21 protein-coding genes and 1 riboswitch are annotated in these 20,721 nt (G+C 40.5%); of the genes, 3 read left to right on the top strand and 18 right to left on the bottom strand.

The genetic code is table 11. The features are described 5' to 3' along the window. Positions 1 to 86 precede the first annotated feature (86 nt). A riboswitch (SAM riboswitch) is annotated at positions 87 to 191 on the bottom strand. Between the two features lie 155 nt (positions 192 to 346). The 14 genes from ACQKIC_RS15780 to ACQKIC_RS15715 all read right to left on the bottom strand — a co-directional run bounded on the left by ACQKIC_RS15780 (position 347) and on the right by ACQKIC_RS15715 (position 17,118). Beyond that, entirely contained in the window at positions 347 to 1,540 is a 1,194-nt protein-coding gene (locus tag ACQKIC_RS15780) for an ABC transporter substrate-binding protein (RefSeq protein WP_402989489.1), read from the bottom strand. A gap of 27 nt (positions 1,541 to 1,567) precedes the next feature. After that, positions 1,568 to 2,275, bottom strand: a complete 708-nt coding sequence (locus ACQKIC_RS15775; RefSeq protein WP_402959114.1) for an ABC transporter ATP-binding protein — start codon at positions 2,273 to 2,275, stop codon at positions 1,568 to 1,570. Next, positions 2,268 to 3,032: an ABC transporter ATP-binding protein gene (locus ACQKIC_RS15770; protein WP_402989492.1), complete on the bottom strand. Its 765-nt coding sequence runs from the start codon at positions 3,030 to 3,032 to the stop codon at positions 2,268 to 2,270. The genes ACQKIC_RS15775 and ACQKIC_RS15770 overlap by 8 nt, the downstream gene beginning before the upstream one ends. Before the next feature lie 2 nt (positions 3,033 to 3,034). Beyond that, complete coding sequence (locus tag ACQKIC_RS15765) at positions 3,035 to 4,030, bottom strand: branched-chain amino acid ABC transporter permease (RefSeq protein WP_427591890.1); 996 nt, start codon at positions 4,028 to 4,030, stop codon at positions 3,035 to 3,037. Position 4,031: 1 nt separating this feature from the next. Further along, a complete protein-coding gene (locus ACQKIC_RS15760; RefSeq protein WP_402959118.1) occupies positions 4,032 to 4,895 on the bottom strand; it encodes a branched-chain amino acid ABC transporter permease in 864 nt (287 codons plus the stop codon). 595 nt (positions 4,896 to 5,490) lie between these two features. Next, a complete protein-coding gene (locus ACQKIC_RS15755; RefSeq protein WP_427591889.1) occupies positions 5,491 to 7,185 on the bottom strand; it encodes a sigma-54 interaction domain-containing protein in 1,695 nt (564 codons plus the stop codon). A 122-nt stretch (positions 7,186 to 7,307) separates the two neighbouring features. Next, positions 7,308 to 7,709 carry a MaoC/PaaZ C-terminal domain-containing protein gene (locus ACQKIC_RS15750; RefSeq protein WP_402959120.1) on the bottom strand — a complete coding sequence of 134 codons (402 nt, stop codon included), beginning with the start codon at positions 7,707 to 7,709 and terminating at the stop codon, positions 7,308 to 7,310. Further along, a complete protein-coding gene (locus tag ACQKIC_RS15745; RefSeq protein WP_427591888.1) occupies positions 7,706 to 8,158 on the bottom strand; it encodes a MaoC family dehydratase N-terminal domain-containing protein in 453 nt (150 codons plus the stop codon). Before ACQKIC_RS15745 ends, ACQKIC_RS15750 begins: the two co-directional genes overlap by 4 nt. Before the next feature lie 19 nt (positions 8,159 to 8,177). After that, positions 8,178 to 8,942, bottom strand: coding sequence for an SDR family oxidoreductase (locus ACQKIC_RS15740; protein WP_427591887.1), 765 nt, complete (start codon positions 8,940 to 8,942; stop codon positions 8,178 to 8,180). Positions 8,943 to 8,961: 19 nt separating this feature from the next. Next, positions 8,962 to 10,137: an acyl-CoA dehydrogenase family protein gene (locus ACQKIC_RS15735; RefSeq protein ID WP_427591886.1), complete on the bottom strand. Its 1,176-nt coding sequence runs from the start codon at positions 10,135 to 10,137 to the stop codon at positions 8,962 to 8,964. A 26-nt stretch (positions 10,138 to 10,163) separates the two neighbouring features. After that, entirely contained in the window at positions 10,164 to 11,315 is a 1,152-nt protein-coding gene (locus ACQKIC_RS15730; protein ID WP_427591885.1) for an acyl-CoA dehydrogenase family protein, read from the bottom strand. A 595-nt stretch (positions 11,316 to 11,910) separates the two neighbouring features. Then, positions 11,911 to 14,355 carry a DNA topoisomerase IV subunit A gene (gene parC, locus ACQKIC_RS15725; protein ID WP_427591884.1) on the bottom strand — a complete coding sequence of 815 codons (2,445 nt, stop codon included), beginning with the start codon at positions 14,353 to 14,355 and terminating at the stop codon, positions 11,911 to 11,913. Then, positions 14,345 to 16,330 (bottom strand): DNA topoisomerase IV subunit B, encoded by a 1,986-nt coding sequence (parE, locus tag ACQKIC_RS15720; RefSeq protein ID WP_402872675.1) that lies wholly within the window; start codon positions 16,328 to 16,330, stop codon positions 14,345 to 14,347. The genes parC and parE overlap by 11 nt, the downstream gene beginning before the upstream one ends. Positions 16,331 to 16,734: 404 nt before the next feature. Continuing rightward, complete coding sequence (locus tag ACQKIC_RS15715; protein ID WP_402873203.1) at positions 16,735 to 17,118, bottom strand: CoA-binding protein; 384 nt, start codon at positions 17,116 to 17,118, stop codon at positions 16,735 to 16,737. 468 nt (positions 17,119 to 17,586) lie between these two features. Between ACQKIC_RS15715 and plsY the strand changes: the two genes are divergently transcribed. Together plsY and ACQKIC_RS15705 are read left to right on the top strand one after the other, a co-directional pair. Next, the gene (gene plsY, locus ACQKIC_RS15710; protein ID WP_402989500.1) at positions 17,587 to 18,174 is read left to right on the top strand and encodes a glycerol-3-phosphate 1-O-acyltransferase PlsY; all 588 of its coding nucleotides are present in this window, start codon (positions 17,587 to 17,589) and stop codon (positions 18,172 to 18,174) included. 84 nt (positions 18,175 to 18,258) lie between these two features. Beyond that, positions 18,259 to 18,402 (top strand): YycC family protein, encoded by a 144-nt coding sequence (locus ACQKIC_RS15705; RefSeq protein WP_402872669.1) that lies wholly within the window; start codon positions 18,259 to 18,261, stop codon positions 18,400 to 18,402. Between the two features lie 256 nt (positions 18,403 to 18,658). On the opposite strand, the gene ACQKIC_RS15700 is transcribed toward ACQKIC_RS15705, so the two are convergent. Further along, on the bottom strand, positions 18,659 to 19,144 hold the full coding sequence (locus tag ACQKIC_RS15700; RefSeq protein ID WP_427591883.1) for an NUDIX hydrolase: 486 nt from the start codon (positions 19,142 to 19,144) through the stop codon (positions 18,659 to 18,661). Positions 19,145 to 19,236: 92 nt separating this feature from the next. On the opposite strand from ACQKIC_RS15700, the gene ACQKIC_RS15695 reads away from it, so the two are divergent. After that, entirely contained in the window at positions 19,237 to 19,533 is a 297-nt protein-coding gene (locus ACQKIC_RS15695; protein WP_402872660.1) for a HesB/YadR/YfhF family protein, read from the top strand. A gap of 48 nt (positions 19,534 to 19,581) precedes the next feature. On the opposite strand, the gene ACQKIC_RS15690 is transcribed toward ACQKIC_RS15695, so the two are convergent. The 3 genes from ACQKIC_RS15690 to ACQKIC_RS15680 all read right to left on the bottom strand — a co-directional run bounded on the left by ACQKIC_RS15690 (position 19,582) and on the right by ACQKIC_RS15680 (position 20,627). Next, positions 19,582 to 19,875 (bottom strand): hypothetical protein, encoded by a 294-nt coding sequence (locus ACQKIC_RS15690; RefSeq protein WP_402873200.1) that lies wholly within the window; start codon positions 19,873 to 19,875, stop codon positions 19,582 to 19,584. A 27-nt stretch (positions 19,876 to 19,902) separates the two neighbouring features. Continuing rightward, positions 19,903 to 20,319: an acyl-CoA thioesterase gene (locus ACQKIC_RS15685; protein WP_402872658.1), complete on the bottom strand. Its 417-nt coding sequence runs from the start codon at positions 20,317 to 20,319 to the stop codon at positions 19,903 to 19,905. A 164-nt stretch (positions 20,320 to 20,483) separates the two neighbouring features. Next, complete coding sequence (locus tag ACQKIC_RS15680; protein ID WP_402872655.1) at positions 20,484 to 20,627, bottom strand: acid-soluble spore protein N; 144 nt, start codon at positions 20,625 to 20,627, stop codon at positions 20,484 to 20,486. Positions 20,628 to 20,721: the final 94 nt, after the last annotated feature.

Here is a 20,721-nt window from a genome sequence, read left to right as displayed (position 1 = left end):
CATCAAGAACAGATTCCTATCCTATGAGTACAAAAAGACCTCTTCCGTTTTATTACAAGAAGAGGTCTTTTAATCTATAAACACTCCTCTTATCTTTCAGGTCGATCGCCTGCTGGATTTGGCACAGCACTCTAAATAAGTCTGCTGCCGAGACATCTTCGGGCCAGTCCCTCAGTCTCTCTTGATAAGAAGTAAGAAATATTCATTTTTTCAAAGCAAATATAAGAGTACAGCATTTTAAGAGTTTTCGCAAGGTAAAGTATTAAAGATTTTTATAAACTTATTGAATGCATTAGTTTTTAGTCTTCGGGGCGTAAAGGTAGCTAGTGTGAAAGCACATGACACTTCACTCTTCTACACTGATGGGTACTACTTTCCCATCTTCTACCGCTCCTACAACGACTTTTGCTGCGAATCCACCATTTTCGTCAATCGAAGGTATATTATAAATTTTCTGTTCAGGTGCCGTATTTGTCAGCCCATCCTGCATATGTTCACGGATGGCTTTCACATCATCGACTGTTCCTGCCGCTTTCATTGCCTCCACAAAGGCATACATAGCAATGTAATTCAACCCCACTTCAGAACTAGCATCTTCCTTATAAATTTTTTTATATTTATCAATGAATGCCGGTGCTGCTTCTTCATTGGAGTTGATAAGCGGAAGAACACCTATCGAACCTTCCAATGTTTCGTATGAACCGGCAATAGGCTTCATTTGATCCAGTTTCGCCTGGTCCATAATAATGAAACCGCCTTTAAAACCTAGTTCTCTTGCTTGTTTTGCAACCTTGGCCGTAGGCTCTGACGCCCCACCGATGAAAAGGACATCAGGCTTTTCTTTTAGAGCATTTGTAACAGTCGTGAAGAAATCCGTTTCTTTAGAAAAATCAATTGAGGCATTATAGACGACTTTACCACCTTGTTTTTCCCAATGAGGAAGTAGGTTTTCCGCCCAGTCTTTCCCGTACTGGGAAGATGGTGGCAATGCCGCAATCTTTTTGCCGAAGTTTTCCATTGCATACGTAGAAAACGGTTCAATATACCCTTCATAATTTGGCGGGATCCTCACTGTTAATGAATTTCCGCTTTCCGTGATAGCTGGTTCACTCGAATAGGCACCGATGATGAAATTCTCTTTTTCGTTAAAAACCTGTAGGGCGAGTATCCCTCCGCTATGAGGAGTGAAAATAATCGGAGTTTTATATTCCTGGATTAAACGTTTAGCATTTGAACCCGTTTCATTCGGTAAGTACTTATCATCCAACGAAACCAGGTTGAGCGTATATTTTTCCCCTTCCACTTCGAATCCACCGGCATCGTTTATTTCATTTACAGCCATCTCCATACCATTTAACGTTCGTTTTCCATATAAGGCTGCTGCTCCACTCAAAGGGCCGCTAAAACCGATATTGACAACATTCTTCCCTTTACTGGCCTTTCCTCCCCCACTTGATGCAGGGCTGTCTCCCTTGTTACACCCCACTAGTGCCGTTAGGACGAGTAATAGCATTACAAAGAATACACTCAACTTTTTCATAAAAATCCCCCATTCATTTTTAAACTCTTATGCTCCGATATAGGCTTTCCGTACTTCATCGTTAGACAATAATTCTTTTGCGGTCCCTTCAACGACAATTTCCCCATTTTCAAAAACATATCCTTTATCTGCAATGCTAAGAGCAGCATTCGCATTCTGTTCGGCTAGTAGAACGGTTATTCCTTCCCGGTTTATTTCTTCGATGACTTGGAACATCTGTTCAACAATCAAAGGAGCGAGGCCCACAGAAGGTTCATCTAGCATCAAAAGCTTCGGTTTAGACATCAAAGCCCTGCCAATGGCCAGCATCTGTTGTTGTCCACCACTCAGGCTTCCGGCTTCATCATGGAGTTTTTCTTTTAAAATAGGAAATAAATGATAGACATTTTCCAACGAGGACTTGATTTCCATCTTTTTTTTTCGATGTACGTAAGCTCCCATCTTCAAGTTTTCCTGGACAGTCATCTGAGGAAACAGTTTCCGCCCTTCTGCACATTGCACGATTCCAGCTTGGACATTCTTATCCGGAGCCCTACCTCCGATAGCCAGTTCCTCAAAATGAATTTCACCCTGAGCCAGCTTGCTTATGCCGCTGATAGAACGGAATGTCGTGCTTTTACCTGCTCCATTCGCCCCCAATAGAACGACAATTTCTCCCTTTTCCACTTCAATATTCACTTGCTTAATCGCAGTGAAGCTCCCATAACATACAGTAACATCAGTTAACTTAAGCACTAGCACTACCTCCTAAATAGGCTTTAATAACCGCCTCATTCCCCCTGATTTCTTTTGGAGTGCCCTCAGCAATTTTTTCCCCGTAATTCAGGACCATGATATGGTCAGCTAAGTTCATGATCATATGCATCTTGTGCTCGATCAAGCAAATCGTGAAGCCTGACTGATTTAACTCCTTGATCAGTTCTGTAAGCCCTTCTGTTTCATCAGGGTTTATGCCGGCAGCCGGTTCATCAAGAAAGATGATTTCCGGATCCGTCGCAAGGGCAAGGGCAATCGCCGTCCTCTTCTTTTCCTCTTGAGAAATACTCGAGACCATCTTATTTGCCGCATCCATTAAGCCGACAATTCTCAAAACTTCCATCGCTTTATCACGACAGGTCTTTTCCTCCCGTTTTAACCTCTTCGTCCTTAGGATAGCATCTACCAAATTCGATTTAGTGCGAAGCCTATGTCCGACAATCACGTTATCCAAGATGGTGGATTGTTCAAAAAGACTAGTCGTTTGGAATGTTCTTGCTATGCCAAGTCCCGCTATTTCATTGGCAGGAAGCTTCGTGATGTCTTTCCCTTTGAAGAGGACTGCTCCAGAACTTGGACGATGGAAGCCGCTGATCAAGTTGAAAAACGTAGACTTCCCGGCTCCATTAGGCCCGATAATCGCATTGATCTTTCCTTTTTCAATGGTGAAATCCACATTTTTTACAGCTGCCAATCCCCCGAAACTCTTTGTTAAATTCTTCGTTTCGATAAACATCTTCATCCCTCCTCCGCATTAACCGGAACGTCCTTACTCATAATCAGTTGTTTCTTATCTCTTCGTTTAATTTTCCAATCAAAGAATGCACCCGAAATACCGCGTGGATAGAAAATGATGATCAACGTAAGTAAAGGTCCAAAGATCAACATTCGATACTCTTGGAGAAATTGTAGATTCTGGGATAGTATGACGAGAAGCAAAGTTCCAACCAAAGGTCCCGATAGAGTTCCTATTCCGCCGACCAGTAGATACATCAACAAGTCGAACATTATGGCCGTAGACCCGATATCCGGTCCGATAAACCGCACGAATGAAGCATATAAGGCACCTGCCAAGCCTGCAAAAAATGTAGAAAGAACAAATGCGGTCAACTTATTCTTCATCGTGGATATGCCTATCGTTTGGGCAAGTTCCTCACTATTCCTGATGGCCATATAGGTTCTCCCTGTCAACGAATGAACAATACGATACATGACCAAAATGACGCCAAGTAGGAAAATGAGCACCAAATAATATTGTGAAGCGGCCGTCTCGAAAGTGATGGGTCCGATATTTCCAGGGGCCGGAATCCCAATCAAGCCTCTAACTCCTTCTGTAAGACCTTCCCATTTATCGATGACCAGGTAGATGATATATCCGACGCATAAAGTATAAATTGCGAAAAAGTGTTCTTTTGTTCTCAATGCTATTAAGCCGACCAAAAAACCAATCGCCCCTGAAATTAGGCAAGACAAGACCAGTGCCAACCAAAAGTTCATTCCCGCTTTTACCGTCAATAACCCCAATGAGTACGCCCCAATGGCAAAGTATCCAGCATGGGCAAGCGAAAGATAGCCCGTATAGCCCGCTAACAGATTAATTCCATATACCGCGATTGCCCAGATGAAAGACAACGTTAACATATGAACGTAATAGTCATTCTGCGCGATGATTGGAAATAAAAAGGCCAGGATGATCAAAATTAAGATGACATTTCGTTTTGATAAGATATTCAAACTACCTCTCCCCCTTTGCGAAAAGACCCGTCGGTTTGACCGTTAAGATGACTACTAAAAGGAAGAAGGCTATGATATCCTTATAATCATTGGATATATAGGTTGCGCCAAGGCTTTCACTGAATCCAAGAATATATCCACCAACGATTGCACCTGGAACGCTTCCCATCCCTCCTAGGATGATAATCACGAAAGCCTTTAATATCACTAAATGACCCATGCCTGGAAAAACTAGATTGATGGGAGATGCAAGGGAGGAAGCAATGGCGGCTAGCCCCCCAGAAATCATGAAGGTCAGCATGGCAACTTTATTGATGTTAATCCCGACTAGCGAAGCCCCTTCACGACTTTGGGACATCGCGATGATCGTGGAACCTGTATACGTCTTCTTTAAGAACAGATAGAGAACCGACATGACCACGATTGCCGCCACAATAATCAACAAACGTTGCATCGTGAACGTCAAGCCCATGATATTGACTACTTGTCCATAAGGAGATTGCATGGTTTGAAAATCAGCTCCCCAGACAAATTGTGCAAAGGCTTCAAGAAAAAGTAAAATTCCAATGGCTGCAATTTTATCATGCAACGGTGGAGCATCCCTTAACAAACGGAATACGAATCGTTCCAATAAAACCCCAAGAAGGCCCACGACAATGACGGACACGAACATAGCAATCCAGTAATTCAGCCCAGATAACGTCATCATCGACAACGTGACATACCCTCCTATCATATAGAGAGCACCATGGGCAAAGTTAGGGATATGAAGAATCCCATAAACTAATGTCAACCCAAGGGCAACTAGGCTATATACGCTTCCGATCGTTAAACCATTAAACAATTGCTGAACTAAAATCTCCATTTCCTGCCTCCCTTATCCCAATGAATTGTTCGTAGGTAATCCTTTACTTTAATACAACACCCCTAACCATAAGGAACTCTTCTCCATAACCCTATCGAATTGTTAAATGCCAACTTTTTGTTAGCGCTTTCATTACTTCATCGCTTAATCTAGTGAAAGGCTACCCGCTTCTTCTGTAACCTCGTTTCTTCCCATTTTCCCATAATTTTTATCTACCTTTTTAGTTGTCTGCGTCCCATTTTATGATTTCATGAATACTATCTTCATATCTGTCACCTGAATACCTCTGTGCAATCGTCGGAAACGTTCCACAGTCACCTCACATTCCCCATAGATCATTTGTAAAGCATTTCCTTAATAACAATGCAAGTACTATGCCATCATGAAAAAGCCATACTAAGTCACTTTACGAAATAAGTATGATTCACTTTTGATTCAAATAATTGAATCCACATGGCATGACCATCATTCACTTTTGACTGAATGAACCACTTTTGAATTAGAATGGATTGTCTTTGCAAAAATAGATTTTATCCAGATGACTACTAGGGAAGAAATGAAAAGGGGCATTCCCCTTACGGAAATCCCCCTTTGCTTACCTATTCTTTTCACTGACTCTCAAGCCATATTTTTTTAGTTTCCTGACAACCGTAGCCTGGCTTGAATCAAGAGCTTCAGCAATTTCATATGTGGTCTGATAAGTTTGCGCTGCTTTTGTCAATATTTCTTTTTCAGCTCCCTCCACCGCTTCCTTTAGAGACTGAGAATCACGAGAGTTGGTTTGGCTCATGTTTTCTTGCTGATATTCTACAGGCAAGTCGCTTACCGAGATGACGGAACCATTCGTTAACACGACCAGTCTTTCCACTATATTAATCAGTTCTCGGACATTTCCCGGCCAATCATAATGAAAAAAATAATCTTTTAACGCTGAATCTAACTTTTTGGTCAATTTATATTGGTTGTTGGCCTTGGTTAAAAATAAATCAGACAATGCGAGGATATCTTCTCTTCTTTCCCTAAGAGGTGGAATCACAATGGGGATGACATTCAGGCGATAATATAAATCTTCGCGAAATTCTCCCGCTTTGACCATATCCAATAGATTTCGATTTGTGGCCGCGATAATACGAACATCGATTTTCTTCGGTTTCGTTCCTCCGATTCTTTGTATTTCCCTTTCCTGAAGAACACGAAGTAATTTTACCTGAAGCTGAAGTGGGAGTTCACCGACTTCATCCAAAAATAATATTCCGTTATCAGCTATTTCGAACATCCCCGGTTTCCCCTTGTGATTAGCCCCGGTAAACGCTCCCCCCTCATAGCCAAACAGTTCAGACTCCAATAAATCGGCAGGAATCGCCCCACAGTTTATCTTAACGAAATCCCCTTTTTTTGAACGGATGCTCCCGTTAAAGATATTGCGGGCCAATACGTCCTTTCCCACACCCGTTTCCCCTAATATAAGGACTGTCGCGTCAATGTCTGAAATCCTTTCAGCAATTTCGTAAATCTTCCTCATCTTTTCACTAACAAAAACGACTCCATCTTGATTTGTAATCTTTCTTAGCTTTTCGATTTCCTGCTTATACTGATTGTTCAATTCATTCACTTTCGTCAATTCATGCATCAGTTCATTCAAATCGGATAAATCACGTATATTCGTAACGATCTGTTCAATCTCCCCTTCACCATTAAACACCGGGCTTCCCGTGATCAGCGTCTCTTTTCCGGCGAAGTTATCCTGTACGACTGATACAGTCCTCCTCTGCTTTACCACTTTATGTGTAACCGAGGCATTCAGTATTCCACGCTTAATCAACTGATTTACTGATTTGCCGATATAATACTCTTTAGGAATCCCCGTAATTCTCTCAATAGCCGGGTTTGTATATATTGTCACTCCATCAGGATCGGTGATATAAATGCCATCATAGGAATTCTCAATGATGGCATCCAATGCGCGGTTCATTTTTTTGGTTTCCCCGAATTCTTCCATTACATCATCGACATATGAAGTTTGACCCCCTACATATAAATGCTCGCCTTTTTCCAATTGCATCACTGAGATAAATACATATCGATTGGTGCCATGGTATGCTGTTGCCAGCCTATTATTATCAAAAAATATCCATCTATCAAATAAATCTGAAAGGGTATTTCTATTCTGCATCTGTTCCTTAAAATATTGGCTCCATTCTTTAATCTTGCCTTCATCATCAAGGATAATGGCAGGAAATGGCCATTCTTTGATCCATTTGATCTGGGAATCCTGTTTCAGTTGATTCAATACATTCACCACCGCAAAAGAATTCTTTCTAATTCAATTCTCGATATCTTTCGAATCCCCTTTAATAATGTCGAAATTCCAATAAAAAATAGTGATGAAATAACTTCATCACTACCTATCATTCAATATACTTTGAATATGACCTCCCCACTGATTGTTTCCTTGCCTACTTGATTGACGGCAACTACAACAAAATGGTACGTATCTTCCTTTTTCTCTTTTAAATAGGCTTGAAGCGTGATGACATCATCTAGAAAAACCATACTCTTGAATCGTATTTTATACTCTTCAATAAATCCGATGTCATAAGAATCACTGAATAACTTTGCAAGGTTTCCCATCGTCCACATTCCATGGGCAATGATTCCAGGTAGACCGGCCTTTTTAGCTTCTTCATCAATGGTATGAATGGGATTGAAGTCACCGGAAGCACCAGCGTATTTAATGAGATCTAGGCGTGAAACAGGATTCAACTTTATCGATTGTACAGAATCTCCAGGATTCAATTCTTTTAACAAACTCATCGGCTCCCCACCGACTTTCTTACCGTATCATTGATGATGACCAATTGATCGGCAGTAAATACTATCTCACCATTTGCATCGGTTCCATAATTTTTTAATGCTAGAAACCCCAAATCCCCCTGTTTTCCACTCTTCTCATAATAATCCTTCACTTCTGTATAACACGTGATTTCTTCCCCTACCAGAAGGGGCCGCTTATAATGATAAATCTGCTCGCCGTGAATTAACCCTTTAGCAGGGAGGTTCAACCCTTCAATCACTCCATAATCAAAGACCCGTGGGAATGTAGGAGGGGCAATATTCGTGCCGTACCTTGATTGTTTTCCTATCTCTTCATCAATGAAAATAGGATGCAAGTCACCGATTGCTTCCGCGAATTTTTTCACGGCCCCACGTTCGACTGAATTTTTGACCGGTTTGGAACATTTTTCGATACAATCTTTAAACATATCATCCCCACCTAATCAGTTAATTTTTTGGACCACCTGCAACGTAAAGAACTTGACCATTAACAAAGGAAGAAGCTTCATCAGCAAAAAAAGCAACAGCATTTGCGATATCACTTGGCTTCCCGCTTCTAGCAACTGGAATCTTCTTCACACTTCCCTCAACGAACTGCTCAAAACTGACCCCCACACGACGTGCAGTTTCTTTCGTCATCTCCGTTTCAATGAATCCAGGGGCTACCGAATTAGCTGTGATTCCATATTTACCGAGCTCAATCGCTAAAGTTTTCGTTAACCCTTGCAGCCCCGCCTTTGCAGCTGCATAATTCGATTGTCCTCGATTGCCGAGAGCCGAAGTGGACGAAATATTGATGATTCTTCCATATTTTCTTTCAACCATGTATTTCTGAGCAGCACGGACTGAATTGAACGTACCCTTCAAATGTACATCCATGACTGTCTGCCAATCCGAATCGGTCATTTTGAATATTAGGTTATCGCGAATGACCCCCGCGTTATTGACAAGGATATCAAGCGAACCGAATGTTTCCGCTATTTCCTTGACAGCAGTTTCCACCTCTTCTGCCTCGACTACATTTGCCACTTTTGTATAAATGGTATAGCCTTGGTCACGTAGTTCATTTCCCGCTACATTCAGGACTTCTTCATTAATATCGATGATTCCTACCTTTGCTCCTTCACTTGCTAGTAGTTCAACGATTGCCCTTCCAATCCCCCTGCTTCCACCAGTTACTAATGCTGTTTTTCCTGAAAATCTTCCTGTCATGTTTGTTCCTCCTCATCTATTATAAAAATTGTCCTAGTTTAACATGTCCTTTAATTAAGTTCCTTGAAATGATCATACGCTGAATTTCATCTGTACCATCGTATATTCTCCAGAGCCTTGCTTCACGGTACCAACGCTCAATAGGCAGTTCTTTTGTATAACCCATGCCACCATGGATTTGCAAAACACGATCGACGACTCGATTCCCCATATTCGAGCCATAAAGTTTAGCCATCGAGGCTAGATGACGATTGTCTTCTCCATTATCAAGTGTGAAAGCTGCATTTAAGACTAACCACCTTGCCGCTTCAATTTCAACAGCAGAGTCTGCAACCTGCCATTGAATGGCCTGACGTTCCGCAATAGGCTTCCCGAAAGTTACCCGCTCCTTTGCATAGTCGATGGCCATTTGGAGTAATCGTTCAGCTGAACCCACTGCCCTTGCCCCAACAATCCATCTTGCAAAACCTATCCACTCGAGACCCAATTTGTAGCCGCCATGTATCTCCCCTAATATATTCTCCTCAGGTACCCGTACATTGTCGAACACTAAACCGGCAGGTCCCCATTCGCCCATCGTATTGATATATTCTGATTTCCATCCCATGTCCCGATCCACGATGAAACAGGTGACGCCTTCCGTCCCCGTTGCCTGGTGACGTTCTTTGTCCGTAACCGCAATGACCATGACAAAATCTGCATCATTTCCACCGGTGATGAACGTTTTTTCGCCATTCAGCACCCACTCGTCTCCATCCTTAATGGCCGTCATTTTTATGTTGCGTGTATCGGATCCAGCCCCTGGTTCCGTCATCGCAAAACAAGACTTCTTCTCCCCATTGATTGTTGGAATCAGATATTTCTTCTTCTGTTCTTCATTTCCATAATACAGAATATTATCAGCTGATCCACCGAAACTGAAAGGAACGAATGTCTTCGAAACTTCCATCAGCACGATGGCCATCATCATTTGCCCTAAATCAGCCCCACCATATTCTTCAGGTGTATTAATTCCCCAAAACCCCGCCTTTTTTGCTTTTTCCTGTAATTCCTGTAATGTCTCTGCAGGTAAACTGGGCTTTCCGGCTATTTCATTCCGGAGCACTTCATTTTCCAGTGGAATCAGTTCATTTTCGACAAACTTACGAATCGTTTTTTGCACCATTCTTTGTTCATCCGATAAACGTAAATCCATTACAATCCCTCCAGCTTCCATTAAAATTATTTTGAATACGCTTTCTTCAATTGCCCTGTAATGATGTTTTTCTGGATTTCCGACGTACCTTCATAAATTCTAGTAATTCTTGCATCCCGAAAGAAACGTTCGATAGGAAAATCCTTAATATATCCGAGTCCTCCATGAATCTGGACCGCTTTATCAGCCACCCGATTATATACTTCCGAACCGAAAAGCTTCAGCATGGCCGCTTCCTTAATGATTTTCTCTCCCTGATCGACCATCCAGGCCACTCTATAGGTAAAAGAACGAAGTGCCTCTATTTCCATTGCCATCTCAGCTATCATATGGGATACAGCCTGGTGTTCAATAATCGGTACATCAAATTGTTCCCGTTCCATTGCATAATGAATGGATAAATCCAATAAGTACTGACATGAACCTAAATTGCGTGCTGCGAGTCCTGCTCGACCGTTTGCCAGGATTTTAAGGGCATTGACGTATCCTTGGCCAACTTCCCCCAGTACATTATCCAAAGGAACCTCGCAATTTTCAAAAATCAGTTCTGCAGAGTGGGAACCTCGTAGCCCCATTTTCCTTTCCATGCTACCTACTTGGAATCCTGGGAATCCCTTTTCTACGATGAATGAAGTGATTCCTTTTGCTCCTTTTTCCTTATCCGTAACAGCCATGACGGTGAAAATATCTGCCACATCCGCATTCGTTATATAGTGCTTTGTTCCATTCAGGATATATCTATCACCTGATTTTACCGCGGTCATTTTTAAATTTGTGGCATGTGATCCTGCAGCTGGTTCCGTTAAAGCAAATGCTCCGATTCGATTTCCACTTGCCATGTCAGAAAGATACTTTTGCTTTTGCTCTTCATTCCCCATCTCCACAATACCGACTGTTCCGATACCGGTATGGGCTCCTATCAACGTCGTATACCCATTATGTGTTTTTCCTATTTCCTCATATAAGGCACATTTTTCGACCATACCGATACCTAGTCCATCATACCTCTCAGGGATACTAAGACCGAATAAGCCCATTTCTTTAGATAATTGAATGAGAGAATCAGGGATACGGTCTTCCTCTTCAATCTGCATGGCAAATGGTTCGATTTCGTCTTGAATAAATTGCCGGATATTTTCTTTCAAAAGTAGAGTCTCTGCATCAAAGCGAAAGTCCATGCCGTTAGCCCCCCTTTTTTCAAAATTGGTTTCTGCCGATCGAACCTTTTTCACATGAGTTGTTTCTTAACTTAAAGCACTATGTATAGGCTTTTGTTTAAATGAACCGCAGTTTAATAGAAATACGAGTCGAAGATTAAAAAATATGTCTTTTTGACGAGCATGTAGGAAGGTCATTTCAATTTTTAAAGATTAGAATTCTTGTTATAAGATCTATCCATTTTTGCTCCCTTTCCTAATTCACAAAAATCAAGAAGATACAATTATCATATGCAAGTAATGTGCCAAATTAAAAACGCTACCAGGCTAGCAATCTGGTTTCATTAAAATTCAAATTTGAATTAATCATCCAATTATTGAGATTTTCTCATGGACACTACAACGATTTAATTTTGACTTAATCATTCACTTTTGAATTAAGAACATATTAAGTAGTTAGGGAGTAAAGAAGGCATCGGGGTAAATGTAAATGGTGTTATTTGACTACACGGACAGTAAGGGACGAATGAGCCTAGATTTGAACACAGACCAACCATAGAAATACAGAAAAGGGATGCTGACCAAGTCAGCATCCCTACTATAAAATGAATGGATGTTACGAATCTTTTACAGATTCATCTTCTAATGAAATTTTCCATAATTCTTTTGCTTTTCCGCTTTCCGTTTCGTCAAAAATAAAGGAACCATTTGTGTAGCGATCATGATTTTTCAATGATGATGCATGAACGGTTTCAATTTTGCCTTTTTCAGAAAGAATGAACAAACTATCGGTTTTATTGACTGTATCAAATCCAATGACACGATGAGGATTTGATTTAAGTTCCCTTAATACGACAACCCCACGTTTAGCACGGCTTGTTTTTTCGAACTCCGTCAATTTCATTTTCTTGATGGCCCCGCGTTGTGTGACGATCAAAATGGATTCCTTACTATCCTTGGCTAATATCTTACCGCCAATGACATAATCATCTTCTTTTAAATTGATTCCCTTCACACCAGCAGCACGGATGCCTACAACACTCACTTCTTCTTCATCAAACCATAAGCCATAACCATTGTGGGTGACTATGAATAGATCAGCCTTGCCATCGGTGTGGTGAACATCAACCAATTCATCATCACCCTTTAAATTGATGCCTACTAGGGTTTTGGAATGACGCTGTGCTTTATAGGAAGCTAGTTCGGTCTTTTTGACCATGCCATTTTTCGTTATGAACAGTAAAAACTCTGGTTGATTGAAATCTTTTATTGGAATGGCCTTAATGATTTGCTCATCCCGATCTATTGGGATGATATTCGCGATATGTTGGCCCGTTTCTTTCCAACGAATATCTGGAAGCTGATGGACTGGACAATATAGGAAATTACCTTTGGAAGTGAACAACAGCAGTACGTCTGTCGTATTCATTTCCAGTTTCTGAAGCATGCGGTCTGAATCCTTCATGCCAAAATCAAGCCCACCGGATGCCGAATAAGATCGTAGCGATGTACGCTTGACATAGCCCTCTTTCGTTACAGTGACCATAACGTCCTCACTTGCTATCAAGACTTCAAGATTGATCTTGATTTCTTCAATCTCATTCTCGATTTTCGAACGTCGGCCGTCATCAAACCCTTTTTTAATAAATCGTAATTCTTTTTTAATGACTTGAAGTAGAACCTTCTCACTACCAAGTATTTTAGTCAATTCCTCAATCTTACTGTTTAACTCTGCTGCTTCAGCTTTTAGAGCTGTAATGTCCGTGTTGGTCAAACGGTAGAGCTGTAAAGATACAATGGCTTCGGACTGAGCTTCGGTAAAGGTAAACTTGGCAATCAGGTTATCTTTAGCATCTCTTTTATCCTTAGAACCTCGGATGACAGCGATGACTTCATCTAAAATGGATAGAGCCTTTATTAAGCCGTCTACAATATGTGCCCTATCGTGTGCTTTTTGAAGTTCAAAACGAGATCGGTTAATTATAACCTCTTTACGATGGTCAATATATGCATCAAGCATTTTAGGCAGGCTCATCAATGTCGGCCGTTTTTTATAAATCGCCACCATATTAAAATTATAAGAAACCTGGAGATCGGAATTTTTATATAAATAATGCAAGACACCATTTGCATCTGCTTCTTTTCTCAATTCAATTACGATTCGAAGTCCCGTACGGTCGGTTTCATCACGAACCTCCGCAATTCCTTCAACTTTACGATCAAGCCGGAACTCATCTATTTTCTTTACAAGATTCGCTTTATTGACTTCATAAGGGATTTCCGTAACGACAATTTGTTGCTTTCCTCCACGTATCGTTTCCACATCAGCCAAGCCACGGACGATGATTTTACCTTTGCCGGTTTCATAGGCTTTACGAATGCCTTCGATTCCCTGAATGATACCGCCTGTTGGGAAATCGGGACCTTTGATAACTGTCATCAAATCCGCGACTGTCGCTTTCGGGTTATCGATCCTCATAATGGCTGCATCAATGACTTCGCCTAATTGATGTGGAGGAATCTCCGTTGCATAACCAGCAGATATACCTGTCGAACCGTTTACGAGCAGGTTCGGGAACATAGCCGGTAATACGATAGGTTCTTCGGATGTATCGTCAAAATTGGAGACAAAATCAACAGTCCGCTTGTCTATATCACGTAACATCTCGGAGGCAATGGCTGAAAGCCTTGCTTCCGTATAACGCATTGCAGCTGGTGGGTCACCATCGATACTACCGTTGTTTCCATGCATCTGAACCATGACCTTCCGCAACTTCCAATCCTGACTCATCCGTACCATGGCCTCATAAACTGAGGAATCACCGTGTGGGTGATAGTTACCAATAACATTACCGACCGTTTTGGCAGATTTTCTAAACCCTTTTTCCTGGGTATTCCCTTCTACAAACATGGCATATAAAATCCGGCGCTGAACCGGTTTTAATCCATCTCTTGCATCTGGTAATGCACGATCCTGAATAATATATTTACTATAACGCCCGAAGCGATCTCCAATAACCTCTTCTAGCGGTAAATCACGAAATGACTCTTCAAATACCATCGTTATTGACCTCCTCTTCAATCGACATATTTTCATTATCTAAAATATTCGATTCCTCTTCGAGACCAAAAGCAACATTGGCTTCAATCCATTTACGGCGCGGCTCTACTTTGTCACCCATTAACGTTGTTACACGTCTTTCAGCACGTGCCCCGTCATCGATTTTGACGCGAATCAATGTTCTTGTTTCCGGATTCATGGTCGTATCCCATAGCTGATCGGCATTCATCTCACCAAGACCCTTATAGCGCTGGATCATATAGCCTCTGCCTATTTTATCAATTGCACCCTGAAGTTCATCATCGCTCCAGGCATATTCTATAATCTCTTTCTTTCCCGTGCCTTTACTCACTTTATATAATGGCGGCAAGGCGATAAATACCTTTCCTGCCTCTATTAATGGCTTCATATAACGATAAAAGAATGTAAGCAGTAATACTTGAATATGTGCTCCATCCGTATCGGCATCAGTCATGATGATGACTTTATCATAATTGGTATCAGGGGTATTGAATTCCGCCCCCACTCCTGCACCTATGGCATGAATAATCGTGTTTATTTCTTCATTTTTGAAAATATCGGCAAGCTTAGCCTTTTCGGTATTGATGACTTTACCCCTTAGCGGTAGCACCGCTTGAAAACGTCGATCCCGACCTTGCTTGGCAGATCCTCCTGCAGAGTCCCCTTCAACAAGATATAATTCATTTCGCTCGGGATTTTTCGATTGGGCTGGCGTCAATTTCCCCGAAAGATTACCATCGGATTTTTTCCGTTTCTTTCCGCTTCTAGCATCTTCCCGAGCTTTTCGGGCCGCTTCACGAGCTTGGAAAGCTTTGATGGACTTTTTCACTAATAGTGTGGTAGTCGTCGGATCTTCTTCAAAAAAGTATGCTAAATGCTCTGAAACGATTGAATCGACAGCAGACCGCGCTTCACTGGTACCCAGCTTGCTTTTAGTCTGACCTTCAAATTGCAGGAGCTCTTCCGGAATGCGGACAGAAATAATTGAAGATAATCCTTCTCGTATATCCGATCCTTCAAGATTTTTATCTTTTTCCTTTAATAACCCCATCTTTCTGGCGTAATCATTAAATGAACGTGTCATCGCTGTCTTAGCCCCAATTTCATGGGTCCCGCCATCTTTCGTGCGGACATTATTGACAAAGCTTAGGATGTTTTCTGAATATCCATCATTAAATTGAAAAGCCAGGTCGACCTCAATTCCATTCTGTTCCCCTTCTAAACTGACAACATTATGGAGCGTCTCTTTTTCCTCATTTAAATATTCTACAAAAGCTTCTATCCCAGTTTCATAATGGAATATTTCATGCTCATTTTTCCGTTCATCTATCAACTCTATTTTCATGCCCTTTAAAAGAAAAGCAGACTCACGAAGTCTTTCAGAGAGCGTATCATAATTAAATGTGGTAACCGAAAATATTTTAGGATCCGGCTTAAAATGAATTCTTGTCCCGGATTGATTGGTTTTGCCGATTTTCTCCAAGGTGGTTTCCGGTTTACCCCCGTTGAAGAAACGTTGTTCATAAATGAACCCGTCTCTTTTAATCGTGACGACAAGCCATTCAGACAATGCATTCACAACTGATGCACCAACCCCGTGCAGACCGCCACTTGTTTTATATCCACCTTGTCCGAACTTACCTCCGGCATGAAGAATCGTCAAAATGACTTCAGGTGTAGGTTTCCCCGTTTTATGCATACCTGTAGGCATCCCCCGACCCTTATCCGTTACACTTACACTATTATCTTTATGTATTTTCACACTAATGTGGTCTCCATAACCGGCCAAAACCTCATCTACGGAGTTATCCACAATCTCATACACTAAATGATGAAGTCCACGTGCATCCGTACTGCCGATATACATACCGGGACGTTTTCTGACCGCTTCGAGTCCTTCCAGTACCTGAATTGCATCATCATTGTACTCGATTGTCTTTACTTTCTTTGCCACAGAAATTCCCCTTTCCTTACTAAACACAATTTCCGGGCCAAATCATACTGCAATGAAATGACTCTTAACCTTAAACCAAATAATTTATATGTTCGTTATCTTTACATAAAGTATAATGGTTTCGAACAAAAAGAACAAGTGTTCTATTTTTTTCGTCCCTTTATTAAACGTTAATATTCTTGATCGGAATTTATCATGTTCGTTTTATTGTAAAATCTATCTGATCCACCGTTCTAATTGTAGCCGTAAATTTTCATTTGGCAAATAGCGTTTTACTATTTCTCTTAAATTTTATATGTAGTTTAATTGCGATAACTATGTTTCGTTTTCAATTCAAGCTATGTTTTTCAAAAAATTTAATTCCCCACTTATAAAAAAAAGAGCGGAAAAATCCGCTCTTTACTTTATTTTGTAAGAGCGTGTTCAACTTTTATACATCGATTCATAATAACAGTATAGCCTTTTTCTTTTAGAAAATTATATGCCTCTTCGTTTTCAACCCCTAGTTGTGCCCAAAAGATATCCGCATCAATTTCTGCGAATTCTTTTGCAATCTCCGGTAGGTATTCAGAGCGGCGAAAAACATTGACGATATCGACATGTCCAACAATATCTTTTAGTGATGCAACCGCCTTAACCCCCATCACTTCGGATACGGCAGGATTGACCGGAATGATTTCATATCCATTATCCTGCATAGCTTTTGAAACCATATATGAAGTTCGATCAGGATTATTCGATAGTCCTACCACAGCAATCCGTTTCGATTTTTTTAACATCTTGCCCATTTCTTCCCTACTAGGATTTTCAATCACTTTTATCAGTCCCCTTTAATATAAAATACAATACTAACGAATAGTTTTGCCTCATTAAGAATATTTTACAAAGAAAAGCAGTTTAATACCATTATTAAGAAAACCATTATACAAAAATTCATTCTTACCGAACAGATATTTCGTCGATTAATTTCATTTCAGACATAAAGGAATGGTTATCCCGATACTTGGATGGAAGTACATGTTACATTTCTTATATTAACGATAAACCCTTCTTATAAACCATTCAAATCATAGAATTCGAAGATATATCAAAAAAATTCATAAGGATTTTTCCAGACAGCCATGCCATTTTATCATGAAAATGTTACAATAAGATAAACTTATCAGGTATTTGAGGCTGATTTGGTCCTTCTATCACTTTCAGCCTGTTCATGCACGATAAAATATGAATATTCTTCTTTAAGAAAGGGTTATCGAATGCTTACAATCATCATTATTCTGGCTGCCTACTTAATCGGATCGATTCCATCAGGTTTGATAATCGGAAAAACCTTTTACAACATTGATATTCGGGAGCATGGCAGTAAAAACTTAGGTGGCACGAACACCTTCAGAACGCTTGGTGTCAAGGCTGGGCTGACCGTAACGATCATGGACATACTTAAAGGTACATTAGCCACGCTCCTCCCATTCTTCCTAGGTGCGGATATGCCTGAATTACTAGCTGGAATTTGTGCAGTAATCGGTCATATGTTCCCCATCTTTGCGAATTTCCGGGGTGGAAAAGCAGTTGCAACATCAGCTGGTGTCATACTGGCTTATGAACCTTTATTTTTCCTTTTTGCCGTTCTCATATTTTTTATATCCTTATACATAACCAAATATGTATCACTATCATCAATGATTGCTTGCCTACTGGCCCTCATATACAGCCTAGTATTCCATTTCGGCGACTGGGCTCTTATCATCGTGATCGGTATACTGACCGTTTTCATTTTTTACCGTCATCGTGCCAATATTAAACGAATTATCGATAAGACGGAACCGAAAGTGAAATGGCTATAATTCAGCAAGAGAAAAAGCCCATTAGATGGGCTTTTCATCACTTTTTTACCATTAAATATTGAATAGAAGATTAGGAGAGAAACCGTGAAACCTTTACAAATCTCATCAGATACCGCAATAAAGCTTTCTGAGACACTTAACCTACCTTTAGAGCAAATTATGCATATGCCTACACCCATCTTGTTAAAGAAACTAGCTGAGGCCGAAGAAAAAGAAAACAAAAAATAGCATGATCCGCAGGTACGATTTAGGCATGTTTTCTTTTTGCATGGAAAGCATGCCATCTTTATCAATATCCATTACATAATTCGATTCCGAAAAATACATCCCTATAAAAACACCGTTTCTTCATCTCTCACTTCTTCGTACCCTTAACTCCCATGTGTGATGTTAGGAATTCTTCATTACCCCTACTTTTATATTCATCTACATATGTACAGGAAAATTCATTTTAGTGCATGATTCATAAATAAAAAATGCTCTTTTATTTAGTAAGTAGTAGCGGATAATTATCAGGTAAGGATTTTTTTTCAAAGGAAAGTAGTCGTTCATTTTCATATGTCAAAGCAAATTCGTATAAAGACTGCTCAAATAAAGTTTCATTTAAATAATGTTTAATATTCGACACAGCTTCATCAGTCTTCATGACCCACTCGTAGGGCTTCCAGGCAAGTTCACCTTCATCACAAGCTATGAGTTCTCCACCTGTGTCTTCGGCCCGATAAACGTACATTCCACTCGTCTCGTTCCATGTTACGATACCACGGAAACACAGATTATTCACTTTCAGCCCTGTTTCTTCGATTATTTCTCGAGCCATCGAGTCATTGACGGTCTCTCCTTCCTCGATTTTTCCACCAACGCCATTCCATTTATGTTTATTAGGTTCATTATTACGCAAAAGCATAAGAATTTCGACCCTGCCTGATCTTACTCGGGTAATAAAACAAATCGTATAGGGTATATTCATTCTTGATTTTCCTCCACAACATACTTTATTCGCATCTTTACTGCATTTATCTTATAATGAACATGTTCAATTAAAGGGAGGAGGTTCACTTTTTGAAACTACAAATTTCCGACCGGGCTGCCAAATGGTATATCGATGAGTTAGAATTGCCTGAAGGGGCTTATCTGCGCTTTCATGCACGATACGGAGGGGTAAGTACTGTCCAAAGCGGATTTTCATTGGGCATCATTCAGGAAGAACCTGAAGCCATAGCAGCTTCAGATACAATGAGATCAATCACCTTTTATGTAGAAGAAAAAGATACATGGTTTTTCGATGGACATGATTTATTAATCACTTTCAATGAGAAATCCGCTGAACCTGAATTCGTATACAAAAAAGGAGCTTGACCATGCAGCAGGGAACCCTGCTGCTGTCAGTTTCCCTTGTTTCGCCTTTTACTTGACTAATCTTTCTTTGATATCCTCAGCTTTAAGAATGTCTCTTTGCCGATCCCCCAACAGGTCAAAGTGGGAATAACCATCCTTCCTGTGATGAATCCATTCTTTTCTCAAACCATATTTTTCTCCCCACTCCGCTAAACGATCCATGTCCTTACATCCGACTTTGGTCACTGTCTTGCAACCAGGAAAACGATCATCAAGCCAATAGTGAGTTAAAAACGCAATTTTTCCTTGGTCGATTTGACGTTTCCAGTTAATAACGTCGACCCGCTTAATCCCGAACGCCATACTGTTCACCTCGGTTATGTACATATATCACTTTTTATTTTTTTCATAGGCTTCATGCCACGCTGGAAATAGCCTTCTGATGGACACAGGTTTAAAGTTTTCCTTTTTTACGCAAACATGCACAGATTGGCCGGTTGCCGCCACTTTATTATCCTGGTTCATGATTTCATATCCATAAACGACACGGAGCCCATCATATTCTTCAATCCATGTCTTGATCAGCACTTTTTCACCGTAACGTACAGGTATTTTGTAAGTAGCCTGTATATCCATCACGGGGGAAAGGATGTTCTCCGCTTCCATATCTGCATAACGGAAACCTAAATCATTAATTAATTTCGTCCTGCCAAGTTCCATCCATACAAAGTAATTAGCATGATACACGACTCCCATTTGGTCCGTTTCAGCATACCGAACCTCTATTTCATTTTCTGCTATCCACATTTTGTTTCCCCACTTTCTTTTCAATCGTACTGTCATCATCTTATCATAATTGCAGAATACCTTTAAAGAATAGCGTCTCCGTTCTTATTCGGTTATTGAAATAGAAAAGGTAGAGAAAGAATAACTCCCTTCTCCACCTAGCCTTTAAAGACATGAATTCTTACTTACTCACCTTTAGTTTGAATGACTTGGGCATGCTTTCCTGAAGTATCTTGCATTTGCTTTCCTTTATTTCCTCCACCTGTTCTCGGTTGTGTACCCAGATGGCTCGGTCTAAAGTGTTGTGAATCTTTTTTTGGGTTACTCATTATAAATCGCCTCCTATTTTTAGAATGGTTTTAAAAATGAAATTCATGAGTTCCAGTTTTTGAGTGGTTTTCCGAGAATTCAAATGTTTTTACC

Origin of the sequence: Peribacillus sp. NPDC046944, assembly GCF_050272735.1 — a bacterium.
GTDB lineage: Bacteria > Bacillota > Bacilli > Bacillales > DSM-1321 > Peribacillus.
This window is presented reverse-complemented; position numbering and strand designations above follow the sequence as displayed.

What these genes read in the sequence shown, in the direction of transcription:
- ACQKIC_RS15730 (WP_427591885.1), bottom strand. Translation starts at nt 11,315, where the DNA reads ATGGACTTTCGCTTTGATGCAGAGACTCTACTTTTGAAAGAAAATATC.
- ACQKIC_RS15760 (WP_402959118.1), bottom strand. Translation starts at nt 4,895, where the DNA reads ATGGAGATTTTAGTTCAGCAATTGTTTAATGGTTTAACGATCGGAAGC.
- ACQKIC_RS15685 (WP_402872658.1), bottom strand. Translation starts at nt 20,319, where the DNA reads ATGTGGATAGCAGAAAATGAAATAGAGGTTCGGTATGCTGAAACGGAC.
- ACQKIC_RS15750 (WP_402959120.1), bottom strand. Translation starts at nt 7,709, where the DNA reads ATGAGTTTGTTAAAAGAATTGAATCCTGGAGATTCTGTACAATCGATA.
- ACQKIC_RS15735 (WP_427591886.1), bottom strand. Translation starts at nt 10,137, where the DNA reads ATGGATTTACGTTTATCGGATGAACAAAGAATGGTGCAAAAAACGATT.
- ACQKIC_RS15700 (WP_427591883.1), bottom strand. Translation starts at nt 19,144, where the DNA reads ATGAATATACCCTATACGATTTGTTTTATTACCCGAGTAAGATCAGGC.
- ACQKIC_RS15690 (WP_402873200.1), bottom strand. Translation starts at nt 19,875, where the DNA reads ATGGCGTTCGGGATTAAGCGGGTCGACGTTATTAACTGGAAACGTCAA.
- parC (WP_427591884.1), bottom strand. Translation starts at nt 14,355, where the DNA reads ATGGTATTTGAAGAGTCATTTCGTGATTTACCGCTAGAAGAGGTTATT.
- plsY (WP_402989500.1), top strand. Translation starts at nt 17,587, where the DNA reads ATGCTTACAATCATCATTATTCTGGCTGCCTACTTAATCGGATCGATT.
- ACQKIC_RS15680 (WP_402872655.1), bottom strand. Translation starts at nt 20,627, where the DNA reads ATGAGTAACCCAAAAAAAGATTCACAACACTTTAGACCGAGCCATCTG.
- ACQKIC_RS15780 (WP_402989489.1), bottom strand. Translation starts at nt 1,540, where the DNA reads ATGAAAAAGTTGAGTGTATTCTTTGTAATGCTATTACTCGTCCTAACG.
- ACQKIC_RS15745 (WP_427591888.1), bottom strand. Translation starts at nt 8,158, where the DNA reads ATGTTTAAAGATTGTATCGAAAAATGTTCCAAACCGGTCAAAAATTCA.
- ACQKIC_RS15740 (WP_427591887.1), bottom strand. Translation starts at nt 8,942, where the DNA reads ATGACAGGAAGATTTTCAGGAAAAACAGCATTAGTAACTGGTGGAAGC.
- ACQKIC_RS15770 (WP_402989492.1), bottom strand. Translation starts at nt 3,032, where the DNA reads ATGTTTATCGAAACGAAGAATTTAACAAAGAGTTTCGGGGGATTGGCA.
- ACQKIC_RS15715 (WP_402873203.1), bottom strand. Translation starts at nt 17,118, where the DNA reads ATGGGCAAGATGTTAAAAAAATCGAAACGGATTGCTGTGGTAGGACTA.